At 74.0% G+C, this 21,393-nt stretch carries 19 protein-coding genes and 1 pseudogene; 12 read left to right on the forward strand and 8 right to left on the reverse strand.

Features of this window, described 5'->3' with window-relative positions:
- Nucleotides 1-42: 42 nt before the first annotated feature.
- From hpaE to ACQFYA_RS02400, 3 genes are read right to left on the reverse strand one after another with little or no spacing between them, the layout of a single operon-like run.
- Entirely contained in the window at nt 43-1,536 is a 1,494-nt protein-coding gene (gene hpaE, locus ACQFYA_RS02390; protein ID WP_499121273.1) for a 5-carboxymethyl-2-hydroxymuconate semialdehyde dehydrogenase, read from the reverse strand.
- Complete coding sequence (locus ACQFYA_RS02395) at nt 1,533-2,249, reverse strand: GntR family transcriptional regulator (protein WP_499121275.1); 717 nt, start codon at nt 2,247-2,249, stop codon at nt 1,533-1,535. Before ACQFYA_RS02395 ends, hpaE begins: the two co-directional genes overlap by 4 nt.
- The gene (locus ACQFYA_RS02400; RefSeq protein ID WP_499121278.1) at nt 2,246-3,769 is read right to left on the reverse strand and encodes a fumarylacetoacetate hydrolase family protein; all 1,524 of its coding nucleotides are present in this window, start codon (nt 3,767-3,769) and stop codon (nt 2,246-2,248) included. Before ACQFYA_RS02400 ends, ACQFYA_RS02395 begins: the two co-directional genes overlap by 4 nt.
- Nucleotides 3,770-3,864: 95 nt before the next feature.
- On the opposite strand from ACQFYA_RS02400, the gene ACQFYA_RS02405 reads away from it, so the two are divergent.
- Nucleotides 3,865-5,247: an MFS transporter gene (locus ACQFYA_RS02405; RefSeq protein ID WP_499121280.1), complete on the forward strand. Its 1,383-nt coding sequence runs from the start codon at nt 3,865-3,867 to the stop codon at nt 5,245-5,247.
- Here the strand turns inward: ACQFYA_RS02405 and ACQFYA_RS02410 are convergent.
- The 3 genes from ACQFYA_RS02410 to ACQFYA_RS02420 all read right to left on the reverse strand — a co-directional run bounded on the left by ACQFYA_RS02410 (nt 5,226) and on the right by ACQFYA_RS02420 (nt 7,849).
- Nucleotides 5,226-5,801 (reverse strand): hypothetical protein, encoded by a 576-nt coding sequence (locus tag ACQFYA_RS02410; protein WP_499121283.1) that lies wholly within the window; start codon nt 5,799-5,801, stop codon nt 5,226-5,228. The two genes, ACQFYA_RS02405 and ACQFYA_RS02410, sit on opposite strands and share 22 nt — an antisense overlap.
- Before the next feature lie 3 nt (nt 5,802-5,804).
- The gene (locus ACQFYA_RS02415) at nt 5,805-7,001 is read right to left on the reverse strand and encodes an NAD(P)/FAD-dependent oxidoreductase (protein WP_499121285.1); all 1,197 of its coding nucleotides are present in this window, start codon (nt 6,999-7,001) and stop codon (nt 5,805-5,807) included.
- Between the two features lie 137 nt (nt 7,002-7,138).
- Nucleotides 7,139-7,849 (reverse strand): IclR family transcriptional regulator, encoded by a 711-nt coding sequence (locus ACQFYA_RS02420; RefSeq protein WP_499121288.1) that lies wholly within the window; start codon nt 7,847-7,849, stop codon nt 7,139-7,141.
- Between the two features lie 173 nt (nt 7,850-8,022).
- Between ACQFYA_RS02420 and ACQFYA_RS02425 the strand changes: the two genes are divergently transcribed.
- From ACQFYA_RS02425 to ACQFYA_RS02450, 6 genes are all read left to right on the forward strand, one after another.
- Nucleotides 8,023-9,918 (forward strand): FAD-binding monooxygenase, encoded by a 1,896-nt coding sequence (locus tag ACQFYA_RS02425; protein WP_499121290.1) that lies wholly within the window; start codon nt 8,023-8,025, stop codon nt 9,916-9,918.
- A gap of 29 nt (nt 9,919-9,947) precedes the next feature.
- Nucleotides 9,948-10,544, forward strand: coding sequence for a gamma carbonic anhydrase family protein (locus ACQFYA_RS02430; protein WP_499121292.1), 597 nt, complete (start codon nt 9,948-9,950; stop codon nt 10,542-10,544).
- A 22-nt stretch (nt 10,545-10,566) separates the two neighbouring features.
- Nucleotides 10,567-11,070 (forward strand): GNAT family N-acetyltransferase, encoded by a 504-nt coding sequence (locus ACQFYA_RS02435; RefSeq protein WP_499121294.1) that lies wholly within the window; start codon nt 10,567-10,569, stop codon nt 11,068-11,070.
- Nucleotides 11,067-11,792, forward strand: coding sequence for an alpha/beta fold hydrolase (locus tag ACQFYA_RS02440; RefSeq protein WP_499121296.1), 726 nt, complete (start codon nt 11,067-11,069; stop codon nt 11,790-11,792). Before ACQFYA_RS02435 ends, ACQFYA_RS02440 begins: the two co-directional genes overlap by 4 nt.
- A gap of 81 nt (nt 11,793-11,873) precedes the next feature.
- A complete protein-coding gene (locus ACQFYA_RS02445; protein WP_499121298.1) occupies nt 11,874-12,446 on the forward strand; it encodes a dihydrofolate reductase family protein in 573 nt (190 codons plus the stop codon).
- A gap of 26 nt (nt 12,447-12,472) precedes the next feature.
- Nucleotides 12,473-13,372, forward strand: a complete 900-nt coding sequence (locus ACQFYA_RS02450; RefSeq protein WP_499121300.1) for an aminoglycoside phosphotransferase family protein — start codon at nt 12,473-12,475, stop codon at nt 13,370-13,372.
- A gap of 12 nt (nt 13,373-13,384) precedes the next feature.
- Here ACQFYA_RS02450 and ACQFYA_RS02455 read toward each other — a convergent pair whose 3' ends face one another.
- Nucleotides 13,385-15,061 carry a thiamine pyrophosphate-binding protein gene (locus tag ACQFYA_RS02455; RefSeq protein WP_499121302.1) on the reverse strand — a complete coding sequence of 559 codons (1,677 nt, stop codon included), beginning with the start codon at nt 15,059-15,061 and terminating at the stop codon, nt 13,385-13,387.
- A 491-nt stretch (nt 15,062-15,552) separates the two neighbouring features.
- Nucleotides 15,553-16,875, reverse strand: a complete 1,323-nt coding sequence (locus ACQFYA_RS02460; protein WP_499121304.1) for an alpha-L-fucosidase — start codon at nt 16,873-16,875, stop codon at nt 15,553-15,555.
- A 158-nt stretch (nt 16,876-17,033) separates the two neighbouring features.
- Here ACQFYA_RS02460 and ACQFYA_RS02465 point away from each other — a divergent pair.
- From ACQFYA_RS02465 to ACQFYA_RS02485, 5 genes and pseudogenes are all read left to right on the forward strand, one after another.
- A pseudogene (locus tag ACQFYA_RS02465) lies at nt 17,034-17,983 on the forward strand (amidohydrolase family protein).
- A complete protein-coding gene (locus ACQFYA_RS02470) occupies nt 17,980-18,759 on the forward strand; it encodes an SDR family NAD(P)-dependent oxidoreductase (RefSeq protein ID WP_499121306.1) in 780 nt (259 codons plus the stop codon). The pseudogene ACQFYA_RS02465 and the gene ACQFYA_RS02470 overlap by 4 nt, the downstream one beginning before the upstream one ends.
- Nucleotides 18,760-18,809: 50 nt before the next feature.
- A complete protein-coding gene (locus ACQFYA_RS02475) occupies nt 18,810-19,829 on the forward strand; it encodes an aldo/keto reductase (protein WP_499127404.1) in 1,020 nt (339 codons plus the stop codon).
- 113 nt (nt 19,830-19,942) lie between these two features.
- Nucleotides 19,943-20,830 (forward strand): fumarylacetoacetate hydrolase family protein, encoded by an 888-nt coding sequence (locus ACQFYA_RS02480; RefSeq protein ID WP_499121309.1) that lies wholly within the window; start codon nt 19,943-19,945, stop codon nt 20,828-20,830.
- A gap of 2 nt (nt 20,831-20,832) precedes the next feature.
- A complete protein-coding gene (locus tag ACQFYA_RS02485) occupies nt 20,833-21,282 on the forward strand; it encodes an RbsD/FucU family protein (protein WP_499121311.1) in 450 nt (149 codons plus the stop codon).
- Nucleotides 21,283-21,393: the final 111 nt, after the last annotated feature.

Raw genomic sequence — 21,393 nt, forward strand, 5'->3', positions numbered from 1 at the left:
AGCGTCCTTGCTGGGTCGCGGTGGCCGGTCGTGTCGGGCCGGTCAGTTCTTGCCGAAGGTCGGGTTGTGGACCTTGCCGAGCGTGATGTGCACGGCCTGCTGGTCGGTGTAGAAGTCGATGGAGCGGTAGCCGCCCTCGTGCCCGAGGCCCGACGCCTTGACGCCGCCGAACGGGGTGCGCAGGTCGCGCACGTTGTTCGAGTTCAGCCAGACCATCCCGGCCTCGACGGCCTGGGAGAAGTTGTGGGCCCGCTTGAGGTCGTTGGTCCAGACGTACGCCGCAAGGCCGTACTTCACGCCGTTGGCCAGCTCGAGCGCCTCGGCCTCGGTGTCGAACGGCGTGATCGCGACGACGGGGCCGAAGATCTCCTCCTGGAAGATCCGGGCGTCGGGCTTCACGTCGGCGAACACGGTGGGGGCCACGAAGTTCCCCGTCTCGAAGCCCTCGGGGCGGCCGCCGCCGGCGACGAGCCGGCCCTCGGCCTTGCCGAGCTCGACGTAGCCCATCACCTTCTCGAAGTGCTCCGGGTGCACGAGGGCGCCCACCTCGGTGGCCTCCTCGTGCGGGTAGCCGACCCGCACGCGCTTCGCCTGCGCCGCGTACCGCTCGACGAACTCGTCGTAGACGGCGCGCTCGACGAGGATGCGCGAGCCCGCCGTGCAGCGCTCCCCGTTGAGGGAGAAGACGCCGAAGATCGTCGCGTCGATCGCGGCGTCCAGGTCGGCGTCCGCGAAGACGACGGCGGGGGACTTGCCGCCGAGCTCCATCGACAGGCCCTTGAGGTGCGGGGCGGCGTTGCCGAAGATGAGCTGCCCGGTGCTGCTCTCGCCCGTGAACGAGATGAGCGGGACGTCGGGGTGCTTGACCAGCGCGTCGCCGGCCTCCTCGCCGAGGCCGTTCACGAGGTTGAACACGCCCTGGGGCAGCCCGGCCTCCTCGAAGATGCCGGCCCACAGCGACGCGGACAGCGGCGTGAACTCGGCCGGCTTGAGCACCACGGTGTTGCCGGTGGCGAGGGCGGGCGCGAGCTTCCACGACTCGAGCATGAACGGCGTGTTCCACGGCGTGATCAGGCCGGCGACGCCGATCGGCTTGCGGTTGACGTAGTTGATCTGGCGGCCGGGCACCTTGTAGGTGTCGTCGGCCTGCGCCACGACCAGGTCCGCGAAGAAGCGGAAGTTCTCTGCCGCGCGACGCGCCTGGCCCAGGGCCTGCGTGATCGGCAGGCCGGAGTCGAACGACTCCAGCTCGGCGAGGCGGGCGTCGCGCGACTCGACGATGTCGGCGATCCGGTGCAGCACGCGCGAGCGCTCGCGAGGCAGCATCCTCGGCCACGGGCCCTCGGTGAACGCGCGGCGGGCGGCGGCGATGGCGGCGTCGACGTCGGCCTGCTTGCCGGCCGCGGCCTGGAGGTAGGTCTCGTTGCTCACCGGGTCCAGCACGTCGAAGGTGGCGCCGTCGACGCTGTCGACGAACCGTCCGTCGATGTAGTGCTGGACGACGGTGGGCAGGTCGTCCGGGCGGTGGGCGGTCATCGGATCTCCTTCGCGTGGGGGCGGTGCTCGGCCTGGTAGGCGAGCACCGCGTCGAGGGTGTGGGTGCGGTGGTGGCGCGCGGCGAGCTCGACGTCGGTGGTCGTCGCGCGGCCGGCCTGCAGCTCGGCGACGAGGTCGAGGATCCGGTCGTGCTCCGCGACCGACTCCTTGGCGCGGCCCGGGACGAACGAGAACGACGAGTCGCGCAGCACGGTCATGCGCCGCCAGCCGCGGTGCACGAGGTCGAGCACGTGCGGGTTGGGGCAGGGCTCGAACAGCACCGCGTGGAACTCGAGGTTGAGCTCCGTGAAGCGGTGCGGGTCGAAGTCGTCGAGGCAGCCGCGCATGCGCTCGTTGACCTCGCGGGCCGCATCGAGCTGGGCGCGCGTCAGGTGCGGGGCGGACAGCGCGGTGGCGAAGCCCTCGACGAGCGCCAGCGTCTCCATCGTGTGCTGGTACTCGGTCTCCTGGATGAGGGCGACCTGCGCGCCGACGTTGCGCTCGAACGTCACCAGGCCCTCCGCCTCGAGGCGGCGGATCGCCTCGCGGACCGGCACCACGGACATGTCGAGCTCGCCGGCGATCTGCCCGAGCACCAGCCGGAAGCCGGGGACGTACCGGCCGTCCTCGATCCGCTCGCGCAGGAACGCGTACGCGCGCTGCGACTTGCTGACGCTGGTCGAGCCTGTCGAGACCCCGGCGGCGACGCTCATCGCTCGCCGCCCGTCTCGCGCTCGTAGCGCGCCCGCCACTCGGCGTTCATGGGGAACAGCCCGTCCACCGGCGCGCCGGCGGCGACCTGCTGGGCGATCCACGCGTCGGCGGACTCCTGGGCCTCGGCCTCGGCGAGCACCTCGTCGACCAGCGCGGGCGGGACGACGAGGACGCCGTCGCCGTCGCCCACGACCACGTCCCCCGGCTGCACCGCGGCGCCGCCGCAGGCGACGGTCACGTCGGTCTCCCACGGCACGTGCTTGCGGCCGAGGACCGACGGGTGCGGGCCCTGGGAGAAGACGGGGATGCCGATCTCGGCGACGGCGTCCGCGTCGCGGACGCCGCCGTCGGTGACGATCGCGGCCGCGCCGCGGACGTGGGCGCGCAGGGCGAGCACGTCGCCGACGGTGCCGGTGCCGCGCTCGCCGCGCGCCTCGACCACGATCACCTCGCCCGGTCCGACGGCGTCGAACGCGCGCTTCTGCGCGTTGAAGCCGCCGCCGTGGGAGGCGAACAGGTCCGGCCGGAACGGGACGAGCCGCAGCGTGCGGGCGGTGCCGACGAACCGGTCGCCGGGGTGGTTGCCGTGCACGCCTTCGACGAACACGTCGGTGTAGCCGCGCTTGCGCAGCGCCGCCGACAGCGTGGCGACGGCGACCCCGGCGAACCGCTCGCGCATCGCGTCGGTGAGCTCGAACGACGGGGTGGTCTCGACAGGCTCGACCGGCGGGGTGGTCTCGACAGGCTCGACCGGCGGGGTGGTCTCGACCGGCGGGGTGGTCTCGACCGACGACCGGCCCCAGGCCTCGGCACGCTGTGTGTCGTCGACGGAAGGCTTGGACCCGAAGTCGCCGAACGCGCGGGTGCCGGCGGTGACGGTGGTGACCAGGCGGCCGCTCGTCGGGGCGCCGGGCGCGTCGGGGGCGTCCACCTCGACCTCCACGACCTGCCCCGGCCCCACCACCGACGAGCCCGCCGGGGTGCCGGTGAGGATCACGTCGCCGGGCTCGAGCGTGAGGTGCTGCGAGAGGTCGGCGACGAGGCGGCCGACGCCGAAGAGCAGCGTGCCCGTCGAGTCGTCCTGCACCAGCTCGCCGTCCACCCAGGTGCGCAGGCGCAGGCCCGCGGGGTCGACCTCGGAGGCCGGGATCCACGCGGGGCCGAGCGGCGTGTAGCCGTCGCCGCCCTTGTTGCGCAGGTTGGAGCCCTTGTCGGCGGCGCGCAGGTCGTAGAGGCCGAAGTCGTTCGCCGCGGTGACGGCGTCGACGTGCGACCAGCCGTCGGCGGGGGAGACCCAGCGCGCCGGCGTCCCGATGCGGACCGCGACCTCGCCCTCGAACGCGAGCAGCTCCGTGCCCAGGGGGCGCTCGATCGTGCCGCCGGTCGCGCCGAGCGACGAGGCGGGCTTGAGGAAGTAGGACGGCTGGCTCGGCGTCCGGCCCCGCTGCGCCGCGCGGGACGGGTAGTTGAGGTGGACGGCGATGATCTTGCCGGGCTTCTGCTGGTCGTCGATGACCACGGGCACCCCACTGTCAGGTAGAAGCTGTCGTGTCGTATCCCAGATGATATACGATCCCTCCCAACCTAGCGGACTGACAGAGAGGTCGCCCCGCCATGACCGTCGGCACAGCAGCCACGCCCCGTGACACCGAACGTCGCGAGCTTCGTCGGGTCGCCTTCGCGACCGTCATCGGTACCACCATCGAGTGGTACGACTTCTTCCTGTACGCGAGCGCCGCCGGCCTCGTCTTCGCGTCCCTCTTCTTCGAGCCGGCCGGCTCCTCGATCGGCACGCTCCTCGCGTTCGCCACCGTCGGGATCAGCTTCCTCTTCCGCCCGCTCGGCGCGTTCCTGGCCGGGCACTTCGGCGACAAGATCGGCCGCAAGGCCATGCTCGTGATCACGCTCATGCTCATGGGCGGCGCGACCACCCTCATCGGCGTGCTGCCCACCTACGACCAGATCGGCATCATGGCGCCGGTGCTGCTCGTCCTGCTGCGCATCGTGCAGGGCCTGTCCACGGGCGGCGAGTGGGGCGGGGCCGTGCTCATGGCGGTCGAGCACGCCCCCGACGGCCGCCGCGGCCGCATGGGCGCGTTCCCCCAGATCGGCGTGCCCATCGGCCTGCTCCTGGCCTCCGGGGTGCTCGCCCTCATGACGGGCGTGATCTCGCCCGGTGACGCGTTCCTCGCCTGGGGCTGGCGCGTCCCGTTCCTGCTGAGCGTCGTGCTCATCGGCGTCGGGATCATCGTGCGGCGGTCGGTCGAGGAGAGCCCGGTGTTCCTCGAGATCGCCGAGAAGAAGGCGGCCGCCAAGACGCCGATCCTCACCCTGTTCCGCAGGCACTGGCTGCTCGTGCTGCTCGCCGCGCTCACCTTCGCGGGCAACAACGCCGCCGGCTACATGACCACCGGCGGCTACCTGCAGAACTACGCGACGACGCCGCTCTCCGAGGGCGGGCACGTCGGCATGGACCTCACGCCGGTGCTGCTCGCCGTCGCCGGTGCCTCCGTCGTCTGGCTCGCGTGCACGTTCGCCGCGGGCGCGGTCTCGGACCGGATCGGCCGTCGGAACACGTACATCATCGGCTGGGTCGCCTTCCTCGCCACCGTGTTCCTGCTGTTCCCGCTGGTGAACACCGGGAACCCGTGGCTGCTGTTCCTGGGCGTCTCCCTGTTCGCCGTCGGCAACGGCTTCACCTACGGCCAGCAGGCCGCCTACTTCGCGGAGCTGTTCCCCGCGTCGATCCGCTACTCCGGCGTGTCGATCACCTACGCCATCGGTGCGATCCTGGGCGGCGCGTTCGCCCCGACCGTCGCCGCGTGGCTGGTGCAGACCACGGGGACCGCGACCTCCGTCGCGTTCTACATCGCCGGCGTCATGGTGGTCGCCTTCGCCGCCACGCTCCTGCTGCGCGACCGCACCGGCATCCCGCTCGGGCCCGAGCACGAGGACGAGCAGGGCCGCAGCCCGATCTACGGCGTGGGGCGGGCCTGACCGACCCGCCACCATCGCTCCGCCGCAGGACCGGAGCCGGCCAGGAGGCGCGGCTGCACGAGCACCTGGTCGCGTCTCGCCCCGGGAACCACGCGGTAGTCGATCGAGCCCTTCTCGCTGACGAGCTCCAGCACGCGCCACAGGGAGCGGGCGTAACGCTCCGCGCGCTGTGCGCCGTCCCACTCGTACAGGCCCCGGTAGCGGCCCAGGTCGTCGTCCGCGAGCCAGAGCTTGGAGACGAACCCCGGGAAGCCCACGAAGAGCGGCGTGTTCAGGAGGCTCTCCCGCCGGAAGAGCGTGTGCCCGCGCCGCCCGCGAACCCCTCGCAGCCGGAACGTGACCACGAGGACGCAGGGCTCCTGGGCCTGGCGGAGGGCGACCGTCTCCCGGTAGACGCGTGCCGACGTGCCGTCGTCGAACCGGATCACGCGCCCGACGTTCCCGCCGGCCAGCCGGATGCGACGCCGCGCCAGCAGTGCCGCGCTGACCACGACGCACCGGGCGACCGCGGCCAGCGCGGTCGCCCGGGGCAGGGGGCCTCGGCTCGCCGTCACGCCTCAGGGCAGCCGGACCCGACCGGCCCGCATCTTGGCGATCGAGTACTTCTCGAAGGCGACCTTGGCCAGGTGGTTCTGCGGCCCCGGGATCATGACCGCGGCGCGGCGCGGCGGGAGCATGCGGTCGGCGATCATCGCGACACCGTTGTTCCCGGCGTCCATGATGCACAGGGCCGGGATCCGGGCGAACTCCTTGCTGGACGACGGTGCCTGCCCCCGGACCTGGTCCGCGATGTTCCGCGCGGCGACGTGGGCCTGCTGCTCGGTCGGGAAGCCGGTCTTCGGCACCCCGACAGGCACGGGCGTGACCCAGGGCACCGGGACCGCCGACGCGATGCCGACGGCGTAGACGTCGTCCCAGCTCTCGGTCTGGTACGTCGGGCGTACGGGCACATAGCCCCCGGCGTCGACGAGCCCGGGCGTCTTGGCGAGGAAGTCCTGCCCTCGGAACGGCGGCACCACCATCGCGAACCGGAACGGCACCTCACGCCCGTCGTCGAGCACGACGGCGTCCGGCCGGATCTCCCTCATCGCCTGGTCGGTGATCACGGAGATGCCCTCCTTGCGGGCGAACATCCCCATCAGGGCCTTGGCACCGGGCATCCCGCCGATGCCGAAGTGACCCGCGAACGGCTCCGCGGTCACGTAGGTCAGCCGGACCTGGTCGTGCAGGCCCGCCCGGCGCAGCTGGTACGACACGTTGAACAGGAACTCGTACGCGGCGCCGAAGCAGCTCGCGCGCTGGGTGGCTCCGACGACCACGTCCCCGGGCTCGTCCAGGAAGTGCCGCCAGGCCTCCCCGGTGCGCTCCGCGTCGCGCAGGGTGGTGATCGTCGGTGTCTCGTACATGCCGGGGACGGCGTCGAGGTCGTTGCGGTAGCCGGTGGCGATGACGAGGTAGTCGTACTCGAGGTCGCCCTCGGTGGTCTCCACCCGGTGGGCGTCCGGGTCGAGGTAGGTCGCCGAGCCGTGCACGAACTCGACGCCGCGCCTCGCGAACGTCGGGGCCAGCGGGAAGGTCACGTCGGTGCGACCACGGCGGCCGAACGGCACCCAGATGAGGGACGGGTTGAAGACGAACCGGTCCGACGCGGCGACGACGGTCACCTCGGCCTCCGTGCCCAGCCGGGAGCGCACGTCCAGGGCGGCGGTCATCCCGGCGAAGCTGCCGCCGAGGACCAGGATGCGTGCAGGCATGGAACCCTCCCTCGTCAGCCCTGGCCGAACGCCGACCCGGGGAACGCCTTCGGACACCATCGTCGGCCGGGGCGGGGGGAGCGTGCATCGGGCGTTGGTCCTCACGGCGGGGGGCCGTTCGGCCCGGGCATCGCGGGTCAGCCGCCGAGGGCCTCGCGGACGGCGCCGGCGGACCGGGCGAGCCGGGCGGCGATCTGCTCGTGGTCGAGCGGGCTCGCGACGTGCACGACGGCGACGGCGGCGGGCCCGCGCCCGCGCAGCGCGAGCGGCACGGCGACGGACTCCAGGCTGGGGATGACCTCGTCGTGGCTGGTCGCCCAGCCGCGCCGGGCCGCCTCGGCCACGGTGGTGTGCAGCGCGTCCGGAGCGCCCGCCGGCCACTGCGCGTCCGGGAGCAGCGTGAGGATCGCCTTGCCGGGCGCGCCCGCGGTCACGGGGTGCCGGGTGCCCGGGCGTTGCGCCACAGGGGCGACGGCGTGCCGCGGCTCCACGCTGACGAGGGTCACGCACTCGTCGTGGTCCAGGACGGCGAGGAAGCAGGTCATCCCCAGCTCGTTCGCGACGGCGGTGAGCTCCGGGAGGGCCTCGGCCTGCAGGTCGTGGGCGACGCCGGCGGCGAGGGCGGCCATCCGGGCGCCGAGCGCGACGTGCCCGTGGCCGTCGCGGACCACGAGCCCGTGGTGCTCCAGCGTGCGCAGCAGCCGGTAGGCGATGGAGCGGTGCACCTCGAGGCGCTGGGCGACGCCGTCGATCGTCAGGGGCTCGCGGGCGTCGGCGAGGATCTCGAGGATCCGGATGCCCCGGCTCAGGGTCTGCGAGGCGGCACCGCCACGGGCCTGCTCGGTCATCCGTCGTCCTTTGTCGTGCGGGTTCCGGGGTCGGGCGTTGAGCCCGGCGTCGTCGGTGGGCTAGCCTGCATTCAATAGTAGAACGCCGCGTTCGAATATAGAACACGACGTGGCAGGCGGCAAGGTCCCGACGGAGAGGTCGGGCAGCGCATCGACGACGATGAGGAGTGCCCGTGCAGTTCCACCACCATGGCTACGTGTCCGGCGACCCGCGGGTGCTGCCGCCCGGCGGCACCGGCGTGGACCGTCCCGCCGAGCTGCCGGACGAGGTCGACGTGCTCGTCGTCGGGTCCGGCCCCGCGGGCATGGTCACGGCGGCGCAGCTCGCGCAGTTCCCCGGCGTCACGACGCGCCTCGTCGAGCGTCGGCCCGGCCGGCTGGAGATCGGCCAGGCCGACGGCATCCAGGCGCGCAGCGTCGAGACTTTCCAGGCGTTCGGCTTCGCCGAGCGGATCATCGCCGAGGCGTACCGGATCACCGAGATGGCGTTCTGGAAGCCGGACCCCGCGAACCCGGCCCACATCGTGCGGGCGGCGCGGCCGGTGGACGATCCGCACCACGTCAGCGAGTTCCCGCACCTCATCGTCAACCAGGCGCGGGTGCTGGACTACTTCGCCGAGGTCGCGGCGCACTCGCCCGCGCGCCTCACGCCGGACTACGGCTGGGAGTTCGTCGACCTGCGGGTCGAGAAGACCGGCGACCACCCCGTCGTCGTGACGCTGCGTGGCTGCGCGGGGGAGCACGAGGGGCTCGAGCGGACCGTGCGGGCCACGTACGTCGTCGGGTCCGACGGCGCCCGCAGCGGCGTGCGGCAGGCCATCGGCGCGCAGCACCTGGGCGACCCGGCCAACCACGCCTGGGGCGTGATGGACGTGCTGGCGGTGACCGACTTCCCGGACATCCGCACCAAGTGCTCGATCCAGTCCGAGGCGGGCAACATCCTGCTCATCCCGCGCGAGGGCGGCTACCTGTTCCGCATGTACGTCGACCTGGGCGAGGTGCCCGAGGGCGACCACCACGCGGTGCGCGCCACGACCATCGACCAGATCGTCGCCAGGGCCAACGAGATCCTCACGCCGTACACCCTCGACGTGAAGGACGTGGCCTGGCACAGCGTCTACGAGGTGGGGCACCGGCTCACCGACCGGTTCGACGACGTGCCCGTCGAGGAGGCCGGCACCCGCGCGCCCCGCGTCTTCATCACCGGCGACGCCTGCCACACCCACAGCGCCAAGGCCGGGCAGGGGATGAACGTCTCCATGCAGGACGGCTTCAACATCGGCTGGAAGCTGGGGCACGTGCTCGAGGGCCGTGCGCCCGCCGAGCTGCTCGCCACGTACAACGCCGAGCGGCACGTGGTGGCGAAGGACCTCATCGACTTCGACCGCGAGTGGTCGACGATGATGGCGAAGAAGCCCGAGGAGTTCGACTCGCCGTCCGAGCTCGAGGACTTCTACGTGCGCACCGCCGAGTTCCCCGCCGGGTTCATGACGGAGTACCAGCCGTCGATGGTCGTGGGGGCCTCGACGCACCAGGCCCTGGCCACCGGATTCCCGGTGGGCAAGCGGTTCCGGTCCGCGCCGGTCGTGCGCGTGGCGGACGCCAACCCGGTCCACCTCGGCCACCACGCCCGGGCCGACGGCCGCTGGCGGGTCTACGCCTTCGCCGACGCCCCGGCGGCGGGGGAGCCGTCGGCCCTCGCAGGCTGGGCCGAGTGGCTGGTGACGTCGCCCGACTCCCCGCTGGCCGCGACGCCCGAGGGGCTCGACCCCGACGCCTGGTTCGACGTCAAGGTGGTCTACCAGCAGGACCACACGCAGGTCGACATCGGCCGCGTGCCCGAGGTGTTCCTCCCGCGCGTCGGGCCGTTCTCCCTGGTGGACTACGAGAAGGTCTACGCGGCCGGCGCCTCCGAGGAGGTGCCCGGCGACATCTTCGACGTGCGCGGCCTCGACCGCGGCGGCGTCGTTGTCGTCGTGCGGCCCGACCAGTACGTGGCGCACGTGCTGCCCCTGACCGCCACCCGCGAGCTGGGGGAGTTCTTCGCCGGTGCCCTCGGCCGCCGCTGAACCAGCACGAGAGGACGGAGGAACGGACCATGCTCGTCCGGCATCGGGGTGTCGCACCGGCCGTCGACCCGTCCGCCTGGGTCGCGCCGACGGCCGTGCTCGTCGGTGACGTCCACGTGGCCGCCGGGGCCCGGATCCTGCACGGTGCCGTCCTGACGGCGGAGGACGGCACCGTCGTCGTGGGCGCCGACACGGTGGTCATGGAGCATGCGCTGATCCGCGGGCGCTCCGGGCACGACGCCCGGGTCGGCGCGGCCGTGATGGTCGGGCCGCACGCCCACCTCAACGGCAGTGTGGTCGAGGACGAGGCGTTCGTCGCGACCGGTGCGGCCCTGTTCCCCGGGAGTCGTGTCGGGGCGGGCGCGGAGGTGCGCATCCACGGCGTGGTGCACGTCAACACCGTCGTCCCGCCCGGCGCGGTCGTGCCGATCGGGTGGGTCGCCGTGGGCGACCCGGCCCGGATCCTGCCGCCGGACCGCCACGACGAGATCTGGGCCGTGCAGCGGGAGCTCGACTTCCCCGGCACCGTCTACGGGGTGGAGCGGGGCACGCCGGCCCGCGAGACGATGCGACGCCAGTCGGAGCTCTACGGCGCGCACCGGGACGACGAGGTGCTGCCGGACTGACGGGTGAGCGATCATCATCCGCATGGCCCTGACGCTGCGCCCACCACGCCCTGACGACGAAACCGTCCTGCGCCGGATGCACGACCGGCTGCGCGCCGACGGCTTCACGTTCCTGCAGCACGAGGGGCCGTGGGACGAGGTCCTGGCGGCCGTGCGTCGTGAGTCGCTCGGGGAGGACCTCGCCCCCGGCCGCGTGCGGAGCGAGTTCCTCGTGGCCGACGTGGACGGCGTGCCCGTGGGCCGGGTGTCCGTGCGGCACGAGCTCAACGAGTACCTGTACGAGGTCGGCGGGCACGTCGGGTACGCCGTCGCGCCCGAGCACCGCCGCCGGGGGTACGCGACGGCGATGCTCCGGCAGTCCGTCGCGCTTCTCGCCAAGGGCGGGGTCGAGCGGGTGCTGGTCACGTGCGACGACGACAACGCCGGCTCCGTCGCGGTCATCGAGGCGTGCGGCGGCGTGCTGGAGGATGTGCGGACGCGCGGCGACGAGACCAAGCGACGCTACTGGATCGACGCGGTCTCGTGACGGACGAGTCGCTGCTGCACGTGCGCGAGTGGGGTGCCGGTGACCGCACGGCAGTGCTGCTGCACGGGTTCATGGGGTCCGCGGACTCCTGGTGGCGGGTCGGGCCCGCGCTCGCGGCCGGCGGATGGCGGGTCCTGGCGCTCGACCTGCCCGGGCACGGCGGGTCCCCGCGCGACCCCGCGCTCTCCGTGGCCCGCGCGGCCGCGGCCGTCGTCGCGACCGTGCGCGACCGGTCCGCCCCCGCCCCCGAGCTCGCCGTCGGCCACTCCTACGGCGGGGTGGTGCTGGCCGCCGCGCGCGACGAGTTGCGGCCTCGCCGCACGGTCCTGGTCGACGCCGTCCCCCGGTTCCGCGGCGGGGGCGACCGGGTGGAGCTGCGCGCCCGCTACGCCCGCGACCGCCTGGCCCGCACCGCGGACGAGCTCCGTCGCACCCGCCCGCACTACGGCGAGCAGGACGTGCGCGTCGAGGTCGCGGCGGCGGAGGCGTTCGACCCGGACACGGCGGCGGCCGTCGCGTCGTCCCCAGACGGGGCGTGGCCACTGCCTCCCGGGGCGGTCGTGGTGCGCGCGGCTCCGAGCACGTTCGTGACGGACGACGACGCGGCCTCCCTGCGGCGGGACGGGGTCGTGGTGCGCGACGTGGCCGGGGCGGCGCACTCCGTCTGGTACAGCCACTATGACGAGTTCATGGCCGCGATCTGCGCGGCCGTACCGGGCTGAGGGCCGGCGGGCGACGGCGCGGTGCCGCGCCGATACTGGTGAACGACCAGGAAACGCGCAGCGGCCGAGGAGGGCCCGACCATGGCCGACCTGACGATCGACTACATCACCTCGCTCGACGGCTTCGGGTCCGCCGAGGGATGGCCGGGGCTGTGGGGGATGGGCGGCCCGGACTACTTCGCGTTCCTCGAGGAGGACGGGAAGGAGGACTACACGCTGCTCCTGGGCGCGACCACCTACCGGCTCTTCGCGGAGTTCGCCGAGACCGGCGAGGAGGAGATGGCGGAGCTCACCGTGCGTCGGAAGATCGTGTTCTCCAGCACGCTCCGTGAGCCGCTGGCGTGGGCGGGCACGACGCTCGTCGCCGGCGACGCCGTCGAGACCGTGCGCGCGATGAAGCAGCACGACGTCCCCCTCCGCACGGTCGGCAGCCCCAGCCTGTGCCGCTCGCTGCTCGTGGCGGGGCTCGTGGACCGCGTGCGGGTCGTGGTGTTCCCGGTCGTCAACGGCGCCACCGGCGGCGACCGCCTGTACGACGGCTGGCCGGACGTGGCCCTGGAGCTGCTCAGCAGCCGCACCCTCGACGGCCGGCTGACGCTGCTCGAGTACGCCCCGAGCGTCCTCGACGGGCCGCCCGGGCAGGGGACCGCCTGACCGCTGCCTCAGTACAGTGACGCGGCATGACCGACACGGAGACCGAGATCACCGCCGACCTGGTCCGCGACCTGCTGCAGGAGCAGCATCCCGACCTGGCCGGGCTGACCGTCCGCGAGGTGGCGGGCGGCTGGGGCAACCAGATGTGGCGCCTCGGTGACGAGCTGGCCGTCCGCATGCAGCGCATGGACCCCACCCCCGAGCTCCAGCTCAAGGAGCGGCGGTGGCTCCCCGAGCTGGCCCCGCGGCTGCCGCTCCCGGTGCCGACCCCGGTGCGGTGCGGCGAGCCGTCCGAGCGCTTCCCCAAGCACTGGACCGTGATGACATGGGTCCCCGGCGAGCCGCTGGACCTCGGCACGATCAGCCGCGGCGCGCACGCCGCCGACACCCTGGCGGGCTTCCTCCGGGCGTTGCACCTGCCGGCTCCCGCCGATGCGCCGGTCGGGAGGGACCGCGGGGCCCACCCTCGGGACTGCACGGACGGCTTCGAGCACTTCCTCCGGTCCGTCGCCCTCGACGACGACGCCGCGCCCGCCGTCCGGGCCGTCTGGGACGACGCCGTCGCGGCCCCCGCGTGGGACGGCCCGGCGGTGTGGGTGCACGGCGACCTCCATCCTGCGAACGTCGTCGTCGCGGACGGGACGCTCGCGGGCGTCGTCGACTTCGGCGACCTGTTCGCCGGCGACCCGGCGTGGGACCTCGCTGCCGCCTGGGTGCTGCTGCCCGCGGGCACGGCCGCACGGTTCTTCGACGCATACGCGCGGGCGGACGAGGCGGCGATCCGGCGCGCCCGTGGGCTGGCCGCGATGAAGAGCCTGTTCCTGATGCTCATGGGGCAGAACGGGGCCCGCGGCCTCCCCGGCGGCAAGCCGACCTGGGGACCGGCCGGCCGGGCGGCACTGGATCGCGTGCTGACGGGCGCGTGACGGCCGGGCGGCCTACCGCGTGCGGTTCGCCCGCAGGATCTCCTCCTGGTACGGCGCGACGACGGTGGGCGACACGCGGCAGTCGAGCATGAGGAACGACCGCTCGTCGACGGGCTCGTCGGCCCACGACGCGAGCCGGTCGAGGTCGGTGAGGGAGCGCACCACGACCCCCTCCGCGCCGACCGCGGCGGCGAGGGCCGCGAAGTCGGTCTCGGGGATGCGCATGGGCTCCTCGGCGAGGCCCTGCCGCCCGTACACGTGCACCTCCGCGCCGTAGACGGCGTCGTTCCAGACGACCGCGACGCCGCGCCCGCCCGCGGTGCGCACCGCGGTCTCGAGGTCGGCCAGGGCCATGAGCCCGCCGCCGTCGCCGGTGGTGAGGACGACGGCGGAGCCGGGCAGGGCCGCGGCGGCGCCGGCGACGCTCGGGAGGCCGAGGCCGATGGACTGGAAGGCGGTGCCGACCATCATCATCCGGTCGGGCGACGCGACGGGCCAGTACATGTTGGCCCAGCCGATGAAGTGCCCGCCGTCGGAGACGACCACCCGGTCCGCCGGCAGCAGCGCACCGAGCCGGTGCGCCACCGCGCGCGGGTCGAGGCGGCCGTCCGCGGCGAGCCCGTCGGCGGGCCCGGCGTCGTACGCGCGGGCGTCGGCGACGCCCACCGCGGCGTCCACCCGCTCGCGCCACCCGGACGGCGTGGCGCCGAGCGTGCGCAGCCCGTCCACGAGGGCGCGGGCCACGAGCGCCGCGTCGCCCCGCACGAACCCGCCGACGTGGCGGTGCGTCGCGGCGGGGGCGACGTCCACCTGGACCACCCGGGTGCCGGGGGAGAAGAGGTCCCCGAAGCGCATCGTGAACTGGTTGAGCGACGCCCCCAGCACGACGGCGACGTCCGCCTCGCGCACCAGCGCCATCGCGCCCTCCGCGCCGAACCCGCCCGCGACGCCGAGGTCGTACCGGCTGTCAGGAAAGACGCCGCGGCCCAGCGCCGTCGTCGCGGTGAGCGCCCCCGTCGCCTCGGCGAGCTCGCCCAGCGCCTCGCCGGCGCCGGCGAGCCACGCGCCGCGACCCGCGAGCAGCAGCGGGCGCTCGGCGCCGGCCAGGTGCCGCGCGAGGTCGGTGATCGCGGCGGCGTCGAAGGGGCCGGACGGGGCGAGGGGGCCGGGCAGCGCCGGCTCCGGCGCCTCCGGGACGGGCCCGGCCTCCAGGGCCGCGACGTCGTAGGGGATCGCCAGCACCACGGGCACGCGGTACGTCAGGGAGTGCTCGATCGCGATGACCGTGGTGGCGGCCGCGTCCGCGCGGCCGACGGTATAGGTGCGGGCGCCGACCGCGGCGGCCAGCGCGATCTGGTCCACGTCCCAGGGCCGCGGCCCCGACGTCGGCTCGTCGCCCGCGAGCAGCACCAGCGGCACCCGCGCCTGCGCGGCCTCGGCCAGCGCGGTGAGGGTGTTGGTGAAGCCCGCGCCGTACGTGACGGTCGCGGCGGCGATGCGGCCCGACGCGCGGAAGTACGCGTCGGCGGCGACCACGCCCCCGGCCTCGTGCCGGACGGCGGTGAACCGGGCCGTCGTCGTGCGCTCGACGTCGTCGAGGAACCACGCGTTGCCGTTGCCCATCACGCCGAAGACGTGGTCGACGTGCTGGGCGAGGGTGCGGGCGACATGGGCGGACACGGTGGGCACGAGGGCCTCCTGGGAACAGTGACGGATGAGTGGTGCGGTCCGTATGTGTCCCGTGCGGTCCCGACGCCGGACATCGGTGACCGGGCCGCCGCGCGCCCCTTTTTCGAGCGCAGGCGGCACGAGTCCGCCTCGACGTCCGCGAGCATAGCCCAGGGCCGCCGACGCCGAGGTAGTCCGAGATCGGCCGAGGTAGTTCGGCTCTCGCCGAGGTAGTTCGGGCCGGGGCGAGGTGGTGCGGGACGTCTCGTCGCGAGGCGCGCCATCCGGTCGCTCGTTCCTCGCGACCTCCCGCCAGGCCCGACCAGCCTCGCGACGAGACGTCCCGCACCACCTCGCGCGTTCGTCCTGCGCACCGCTCTGCTCGACGTGGACTACCTCGCCCGGTTTCGAACTACCTCGCCGGGATCTGGACTACCTCGTCGCGATCCGGACTACCTCGGCAGGTCTCGAACTACCTCGCGGGGATCCGGACTACCTCGGCGGGAGCTGGACTACCTCGCGGGGTCGAGGAACAGCTCGATCACCGGGACGGCGACGTCGGGGCGGGCGGTCGGGAGGTGCACGGTGAGCGTGCCGGGCGGCTGGCCGCCCGGGTTGGTGTTCCACGCCTTCTGGTCGGGGTCGGTGCGGGTGGTCCGCAGCTCGGAGCCGTCGTGCAGCAGCTGGGCGTACCGGACCCGGTCGCCGATCCCGCGCAGGTGGACGTGCCCGAAGGGCCAGGCAAACAGGTGCAGGTACAGGCGGTCGTCGCGCTGGGTGAGGACCACGCCGGGCGGCAGGCCCGGCGCGAGGGCGGCGGCCAGGTCGGGGTCCGCGGGGCCGGCGCCGGTGATCGCCCGCCCGTGCAGGCGGGTCCACTCACCGAGCGCGGCGAGGGAGGCGGCGTCGCGGGCGGGGATCGCGCCGCGCCCGTCGGGGCCGATGTTGAGCAGCAGGTTGCCGCCCTTGGACACGGTGTCGACGAGCATGCGCACCAGGAGGTCGTGGTCCTTGAACCGCGTGTTGTCGCGGTCGTAGCCCCAGCTCCCGTTGAGGGTCTGGCAGGCCTCCCAGACGACGAGGCCGCCGGCGTCGTCCCGCATGGGCTCGTCGGGCTGGTACTGCTCGGGCGTGACGAGGTCGCCGGGGATGCCGAGCCGGTCGTTGACCACCGCCTGCGGCTGCAGCTCCCGGACCATCGCGAGCAGCGTCTCGGCGTCCCAGTCCTCGGCGTGCTTGCCGGCCCAGCCGCCGCGGTCCTCCGGGTCGGTGAAGTCGAAGAAGACGTAGTCGACCTGCCCGTACCCGGTGAGCAGCTCCCGGACCTGGGCGTGCAGGAACTCGCGGTAGCGGGCCATGTCGCGGCCCTCGTTCAGGGCGTGCGCGTCGGGGTCGTCGCGGCGCGGGTGGTTGGCGTCGATCGTGTAGTCCGGGTGGTGCCAGTCGAGGAGCGAGTGGTACAGCCCGAGGTGCAGGCCCTCGGCTCGCACGGCCTCGGCGAGCTCTGCCACCAGGTCCCGGCCGCGGGTGCGGGCGATCGACCAGTCGCTCACGGCGGTGTCCCACAGGGCGAAGCCGTCGTGGTGCTTCGTGGTCAGCACCACGTACTTCATGCCGGCGGCCTTGGCGGCGCGGGCGATCGCGCGCGCGTCGAACAGGTCCGGGTCGAAGACGTCGGCGTAGCGTGCGTACTGCTCGGCGGTCTGCTTCTCGAAGCTCATCACCCACTCGTGACGCGCGGCGGCCGAGTAGAGGCCGAAGTGCACGAAGAGGCCGAAGCGGGCCTCGGTGAACCACGCCTGCTCGGGGCGCAGGGGCGGGGCGGACGTGGTCATGATCGGTCACTCCTCGTCGAGCGGGGCCCGGGGCGTCGGGCCGATAGAGATATGACGTATCGCGCGTGCTGATCGAGGGTAGCGGCCGAGCCCGGGGGTAGCGCAAGCGCGCGGACCGGCTATAGATTGGATGAATCGCCCAGGCCGAGGGAGTCCGGATGTCCGACGTCGTCGTCGACGCGCACCACCACCTGTGGGTCCGTGCGCGGAACCCGCAGGACTGGATCGACCCCGCGACCATGGCGGCGATCGACGCCGACTTCACCCCGGCCGACCTGCCCGCCGCCGCCCACGGCGTCGACGCCACGGTCGCCGTGCAGAGCGTCAGCAGCGGGCGCGAGACGGAGGACCTGCTCGACGCCGCGTCTTCGCCCGCGGGCGGGGCCGCCCGCATCGCCGGCGTCGTGGGCTGGGCCGACCTCGTCGCCCCGGACCTCGAGGACCGGCTGGCCGCGCTGCGCGAACGACCCGGCGGCCACCGCCTCGTCGGGATCCGCACCATGCTGCAGGCCGAGCCCGACCCCGGCTACCTGGACCGTGCCGACGTGCACGCCGGCATCGCCGCGGTCGGGGCCGCAGGCCTCCCGTTCGACCTCGTGGTGCGGCCGGACCAGGTCGCTGCCTGCGCCCGGCTCGCCGCGGCCCTGCCCGACGTGCGGTTCGTGCTCGACCACCTCGGCAAGCCGCCGATCGCGGCGGCCGCGCCCGGCCCCGACGGGCGCCCCGGCGACCCGGCCGCGCTCGACGCCTGGCGCCGCGACCTGGCCGACCTCGCCGCGCGGCCCAACGTCGTCGCGAAGCTGTCGGGCCTGGTCACGGAGGCGCGGTGGGACGCGTGGACCACGGCCGAGCTGCGCCCCGCCGCCGACCACGCCCTCGACGTCTTCGGCCCGACCGCCTCATGCTCGGCAGCGACTGGCCCGTCTGCCTGCTCGCCGCCGGCTACGGCCGCTGGCTGGCCACCGCCGAGGAGCTGCTCGCGGGGCTCGGCCCCGCCGAGCGCGCCGCGGTGCGCGGCCGCACGGCCGTCGCCACCTACGGCCTCGACGTCGTCCCCAGGGCCGGCGCCGGGCCGGTCCCCGTCCCCAGAGAGAAGGAGCACCTGTGACCACCTCCACCGAGACCCAGCCGGAGTTCGCCGGCGTCCGCGCGATCGTGACGGGGGGTGCGTCGGGGATCGGCGCGGCGATCGTCACGGCGTTGCTCGCGCGTGGTGCGCGGGTGGTCGCGATCGACCGCACGCGGGACGGGGTGCCCGAGGGGGCGGGCGCGCAGGTCGCGGACGTGACGGACGACGGTGCGGTGCGCGCGGCGGTGGAGGGTGCTGCCGCCGCGATGGGCGGGATCGACGTGGTGGTGAACAACGCGGGGATCGGGGCGCAGGGCACGGTCGCGGACAACGAGGACGCGGAGTGGTTGCGGGTGCTGGACGTGAACGTGCTGGGGATCGTGCGGGTGACGCGGGCGGCGTTGCCGTTCTTGCGGGCCTCGGAGCATGCGGCGGTGGTGAACACGGCGTCGATCGCGTCGTGGTCGGGGCTGCCGCAGCGGGCGTTGTACTCGGCGAGCAAGGGTGCGGTGCAGGCGTTGACGTTGGCGATGGCGGCGGACCACGTGCGGGAGGGGATCCGGGTGACGTGCGTGAACCCGGGCACGGTCGACACTCCGTGGGTGGGTCGGTTGCTGGACGCGGCGCCGGACCCGGCGGCGGAGCGCGCTGCGCTGGAGGCGCGTCAGCCGACGGGGAGGCTGGTGAGCCCCGAGGCTGTGGCGCACGCGGTGTGCTACCTGGCGAGCCCGCTCGCGGTGGCGACCACGGGTACCGCGTTGGCGGTGGACGGCGGGATGCACGAGCTGCGGGTGCGCCCGCCGGAGCAGCCGTGAGCACGGCCGGCCGCGCGGAGGCGGCCTCCACGGCGGCGCTGTCGTCGTCGATGTCTTCGGCGCTGTCGTCGGGGCTGTCGTCGGGGGAGGTGCGCGCGAGCGGGGTGCGGCTGACGAGCCTGGGGTACGGGGCGGCGCAGGCGGGCAACCTGTACCGGCCCACGACCGACGCCGAGACGCAGGAGGCGTTCGACGTCGCGTGGGCGGCCGGGGTGCGGTACTTCGACACGGCGCCGCACTACGGGCTGGGTCTGTCGGAGCGGCGGCTCGGCGCGAGCCTGGCCGGGCGCCCGCGCGAGGAGTACGTGGTCTCCACGAAGGTGGGGCGGCTGCTGGTGCCCTCCCCGGAGACGGCGCACGAGAAGGATCCGGACATGTTCGACGTGCCCGCCGCGACGCGGCGGGTGTGGGACTTCTCCCGGGACGGGGTGTTGCGGTCGTTGGAGTCGAGCCTGGCGCGCACGGGCCTGGACCGGGTCGACGTGGTGTTCCTGCACGACCCGGACGAGCACGAGGAGCAGGCGTTCGCCGAGGCGCTGCCCGCGCTGGTGGAGCTGCGCGAGCAGGGCGTGGTCGGGGCGATCGGGGCGGGGATGAACCAGTCCGCGATGCTGGCCCGGTTCGTCGCGGAGGGCGACGTGGACGTGGTGATGTGCGCGGGCCGGTTCACCCTGCTGGAGCAGCCCGCGCTGGGCGACCTGCTGCCGGTCGCGGCCGCGCGGGGTGCGGCGGTCGTGGTGGCGGGGGTGTACAACTCGGGGCTGCTGGCCCGCGAGGTGGTGCCCGACGACGCGACGTACGACTACGCCCCGGCGCCGGCCGCGCTGCTGGACCGTACCCGCCGCGTCGCGGCCGTGTGCGCGGAGCACGGGGTCACGCTGCCGCAGGCCGCGCTGGGCTATGTGCGCACGCATCCCGCGGTCGCGTCCACGGTGGTCGGGCTGCGCACCGCCGACCAGGTGCGTGCGGCCGCGGCCCGGCACACCGCCGTCGTGCCGCACGACCTGTGGGCCGACCTCGTCGACCGCGGCCTGCTCGCCCCCGAGGCCCACCCCGACGCCTTCGCCTGACCGGACCCCGCGCCGTGCGCGAGGTCACGACCGCATGCCGGGACGGATGTGGCCACGGCCGCGCGCCGGGCGCATGATCGATCCGCCCCCCTGAGAGAACACGAGGAACATCGATGCAGCTGCTCCGCCTGGGCCCGGTGGGCCAGGAGATCCCCGCCGCCACGACCGCCGACGGGACCACCTACGACCTGCGACCGCTGACGAACGACGTCGACGGCGCCTTCCTCGCCGCCGACGGCATCGCGCGCACCCGCGCCGCCCTCGCGACGGGCGAGCTGCCCGTGCTCGACGGCGCGGACGCGCTGCGCCGCGGCGCGCCGATCGCCCGGCCCACCGCCGTCGTCTGCGTGGGCCAGAACTACGCCGCGCACGCGCGCGAGTCCGGCGCCGAGCCGCCGCGCCTGCCGATCATCTTCTTCAAGCACCCCAACACGGTGGTCGGCCCCGACGACACCGTGCCGATCCCGCCCGGCGCCGAGAAGGTCGACTGGGAGGTGGAGCTCGCCATCGTCATCGGCCGGCGGGCCAGCTACCTGCCGTCGGTCGAGGCGGCTGCCGGCCACGTGGCCGGGTACACGGTGGTGGACGACGTGAGCGAGCGCGCCTGGCAGATCGACGACTCGCTCGGCCAGTGGTCCAAGGGCAAGTGCGGCCCGGGGTTCCTGCCCACCGGCCCGGCGCTGGTCCCGGCCGACGAGGTGGACCCGGCGGGCCTGCGGCTGCGCTCGTTCGTCAACGGCGAGCCGCGCCAGGACTCGTCCACGGCGGACATGATCTTCGACGTCGCGGCGATCGTGCACCACCTGTCGCAGTACATGGCGCTCGAGCCGGGCGACCTGGTCTGCACCGGGACGCCCGAGGGCGTGGCGCTGTCCGGGCGCTTCCCGTACCTGGCCGGCGGCGACGTCGTCGAGCTGGAGATCGAGGGTGTCGGCCGGCAGCGGCACGCGTTCGCCGCGATCCCCGCGGCCGTGCCCGCGACGGCGTCCGCGCAGGCCTGACCGTGCTGCGCTACGAGCTGCTGCACCCGGGCCTGGTCGGGGCGCTGGCCGCGGCGGGTCACGGGTCGCGGGTGCTGCTCGCCGACGCGAACTACCCGCACTCCACGGGCGCCCGGCCGGGGGTCGAGCGCGTGCACCTCAACCTGCGTCCCGGCCTGCTGACCGTGGACCAGGTGCTCGAGGTGCTGCTCGACGCCGTGCCGGTCGAGTCGGCCGCTGTCATGGTGCCGGGCGGGGTGGAGGGTGACGTCGTCGCTGCGGGGGAGGAGATCCCCGCACACACCGGCTATCGGTCGCTGCTCGGGCCCGACGTCGGCTGGCAGGAGCTGGACCGGTTCGCGTTCTACGACGCCGCCCGGTCCGACGACGTCGCCGTCCTCGTGGCCACCGGCGACCAGCGCGTCTACGCGAACCTGCTCCTCACGCTGGGCGTCCGCACCCCCGCGAGGTAGTTCACCTCTCGCCGAGGTAGTTCGATCCTCCGCGAGGTAGTGGACCAGACCACTACCTCGCGGAGGATCGAACTACCTCGCGGAGGATCGAACTACCTCGCGGAGGATCGA

Source organism: Promicromonospora sp. Marseille-Q5078 (genome assembly GCF_050315395.1).
GTDB lineage: Bacteria > Actinomycetota > Actinomycetes > Actinomycetales > Cellulomonadaceae > Isoptericola.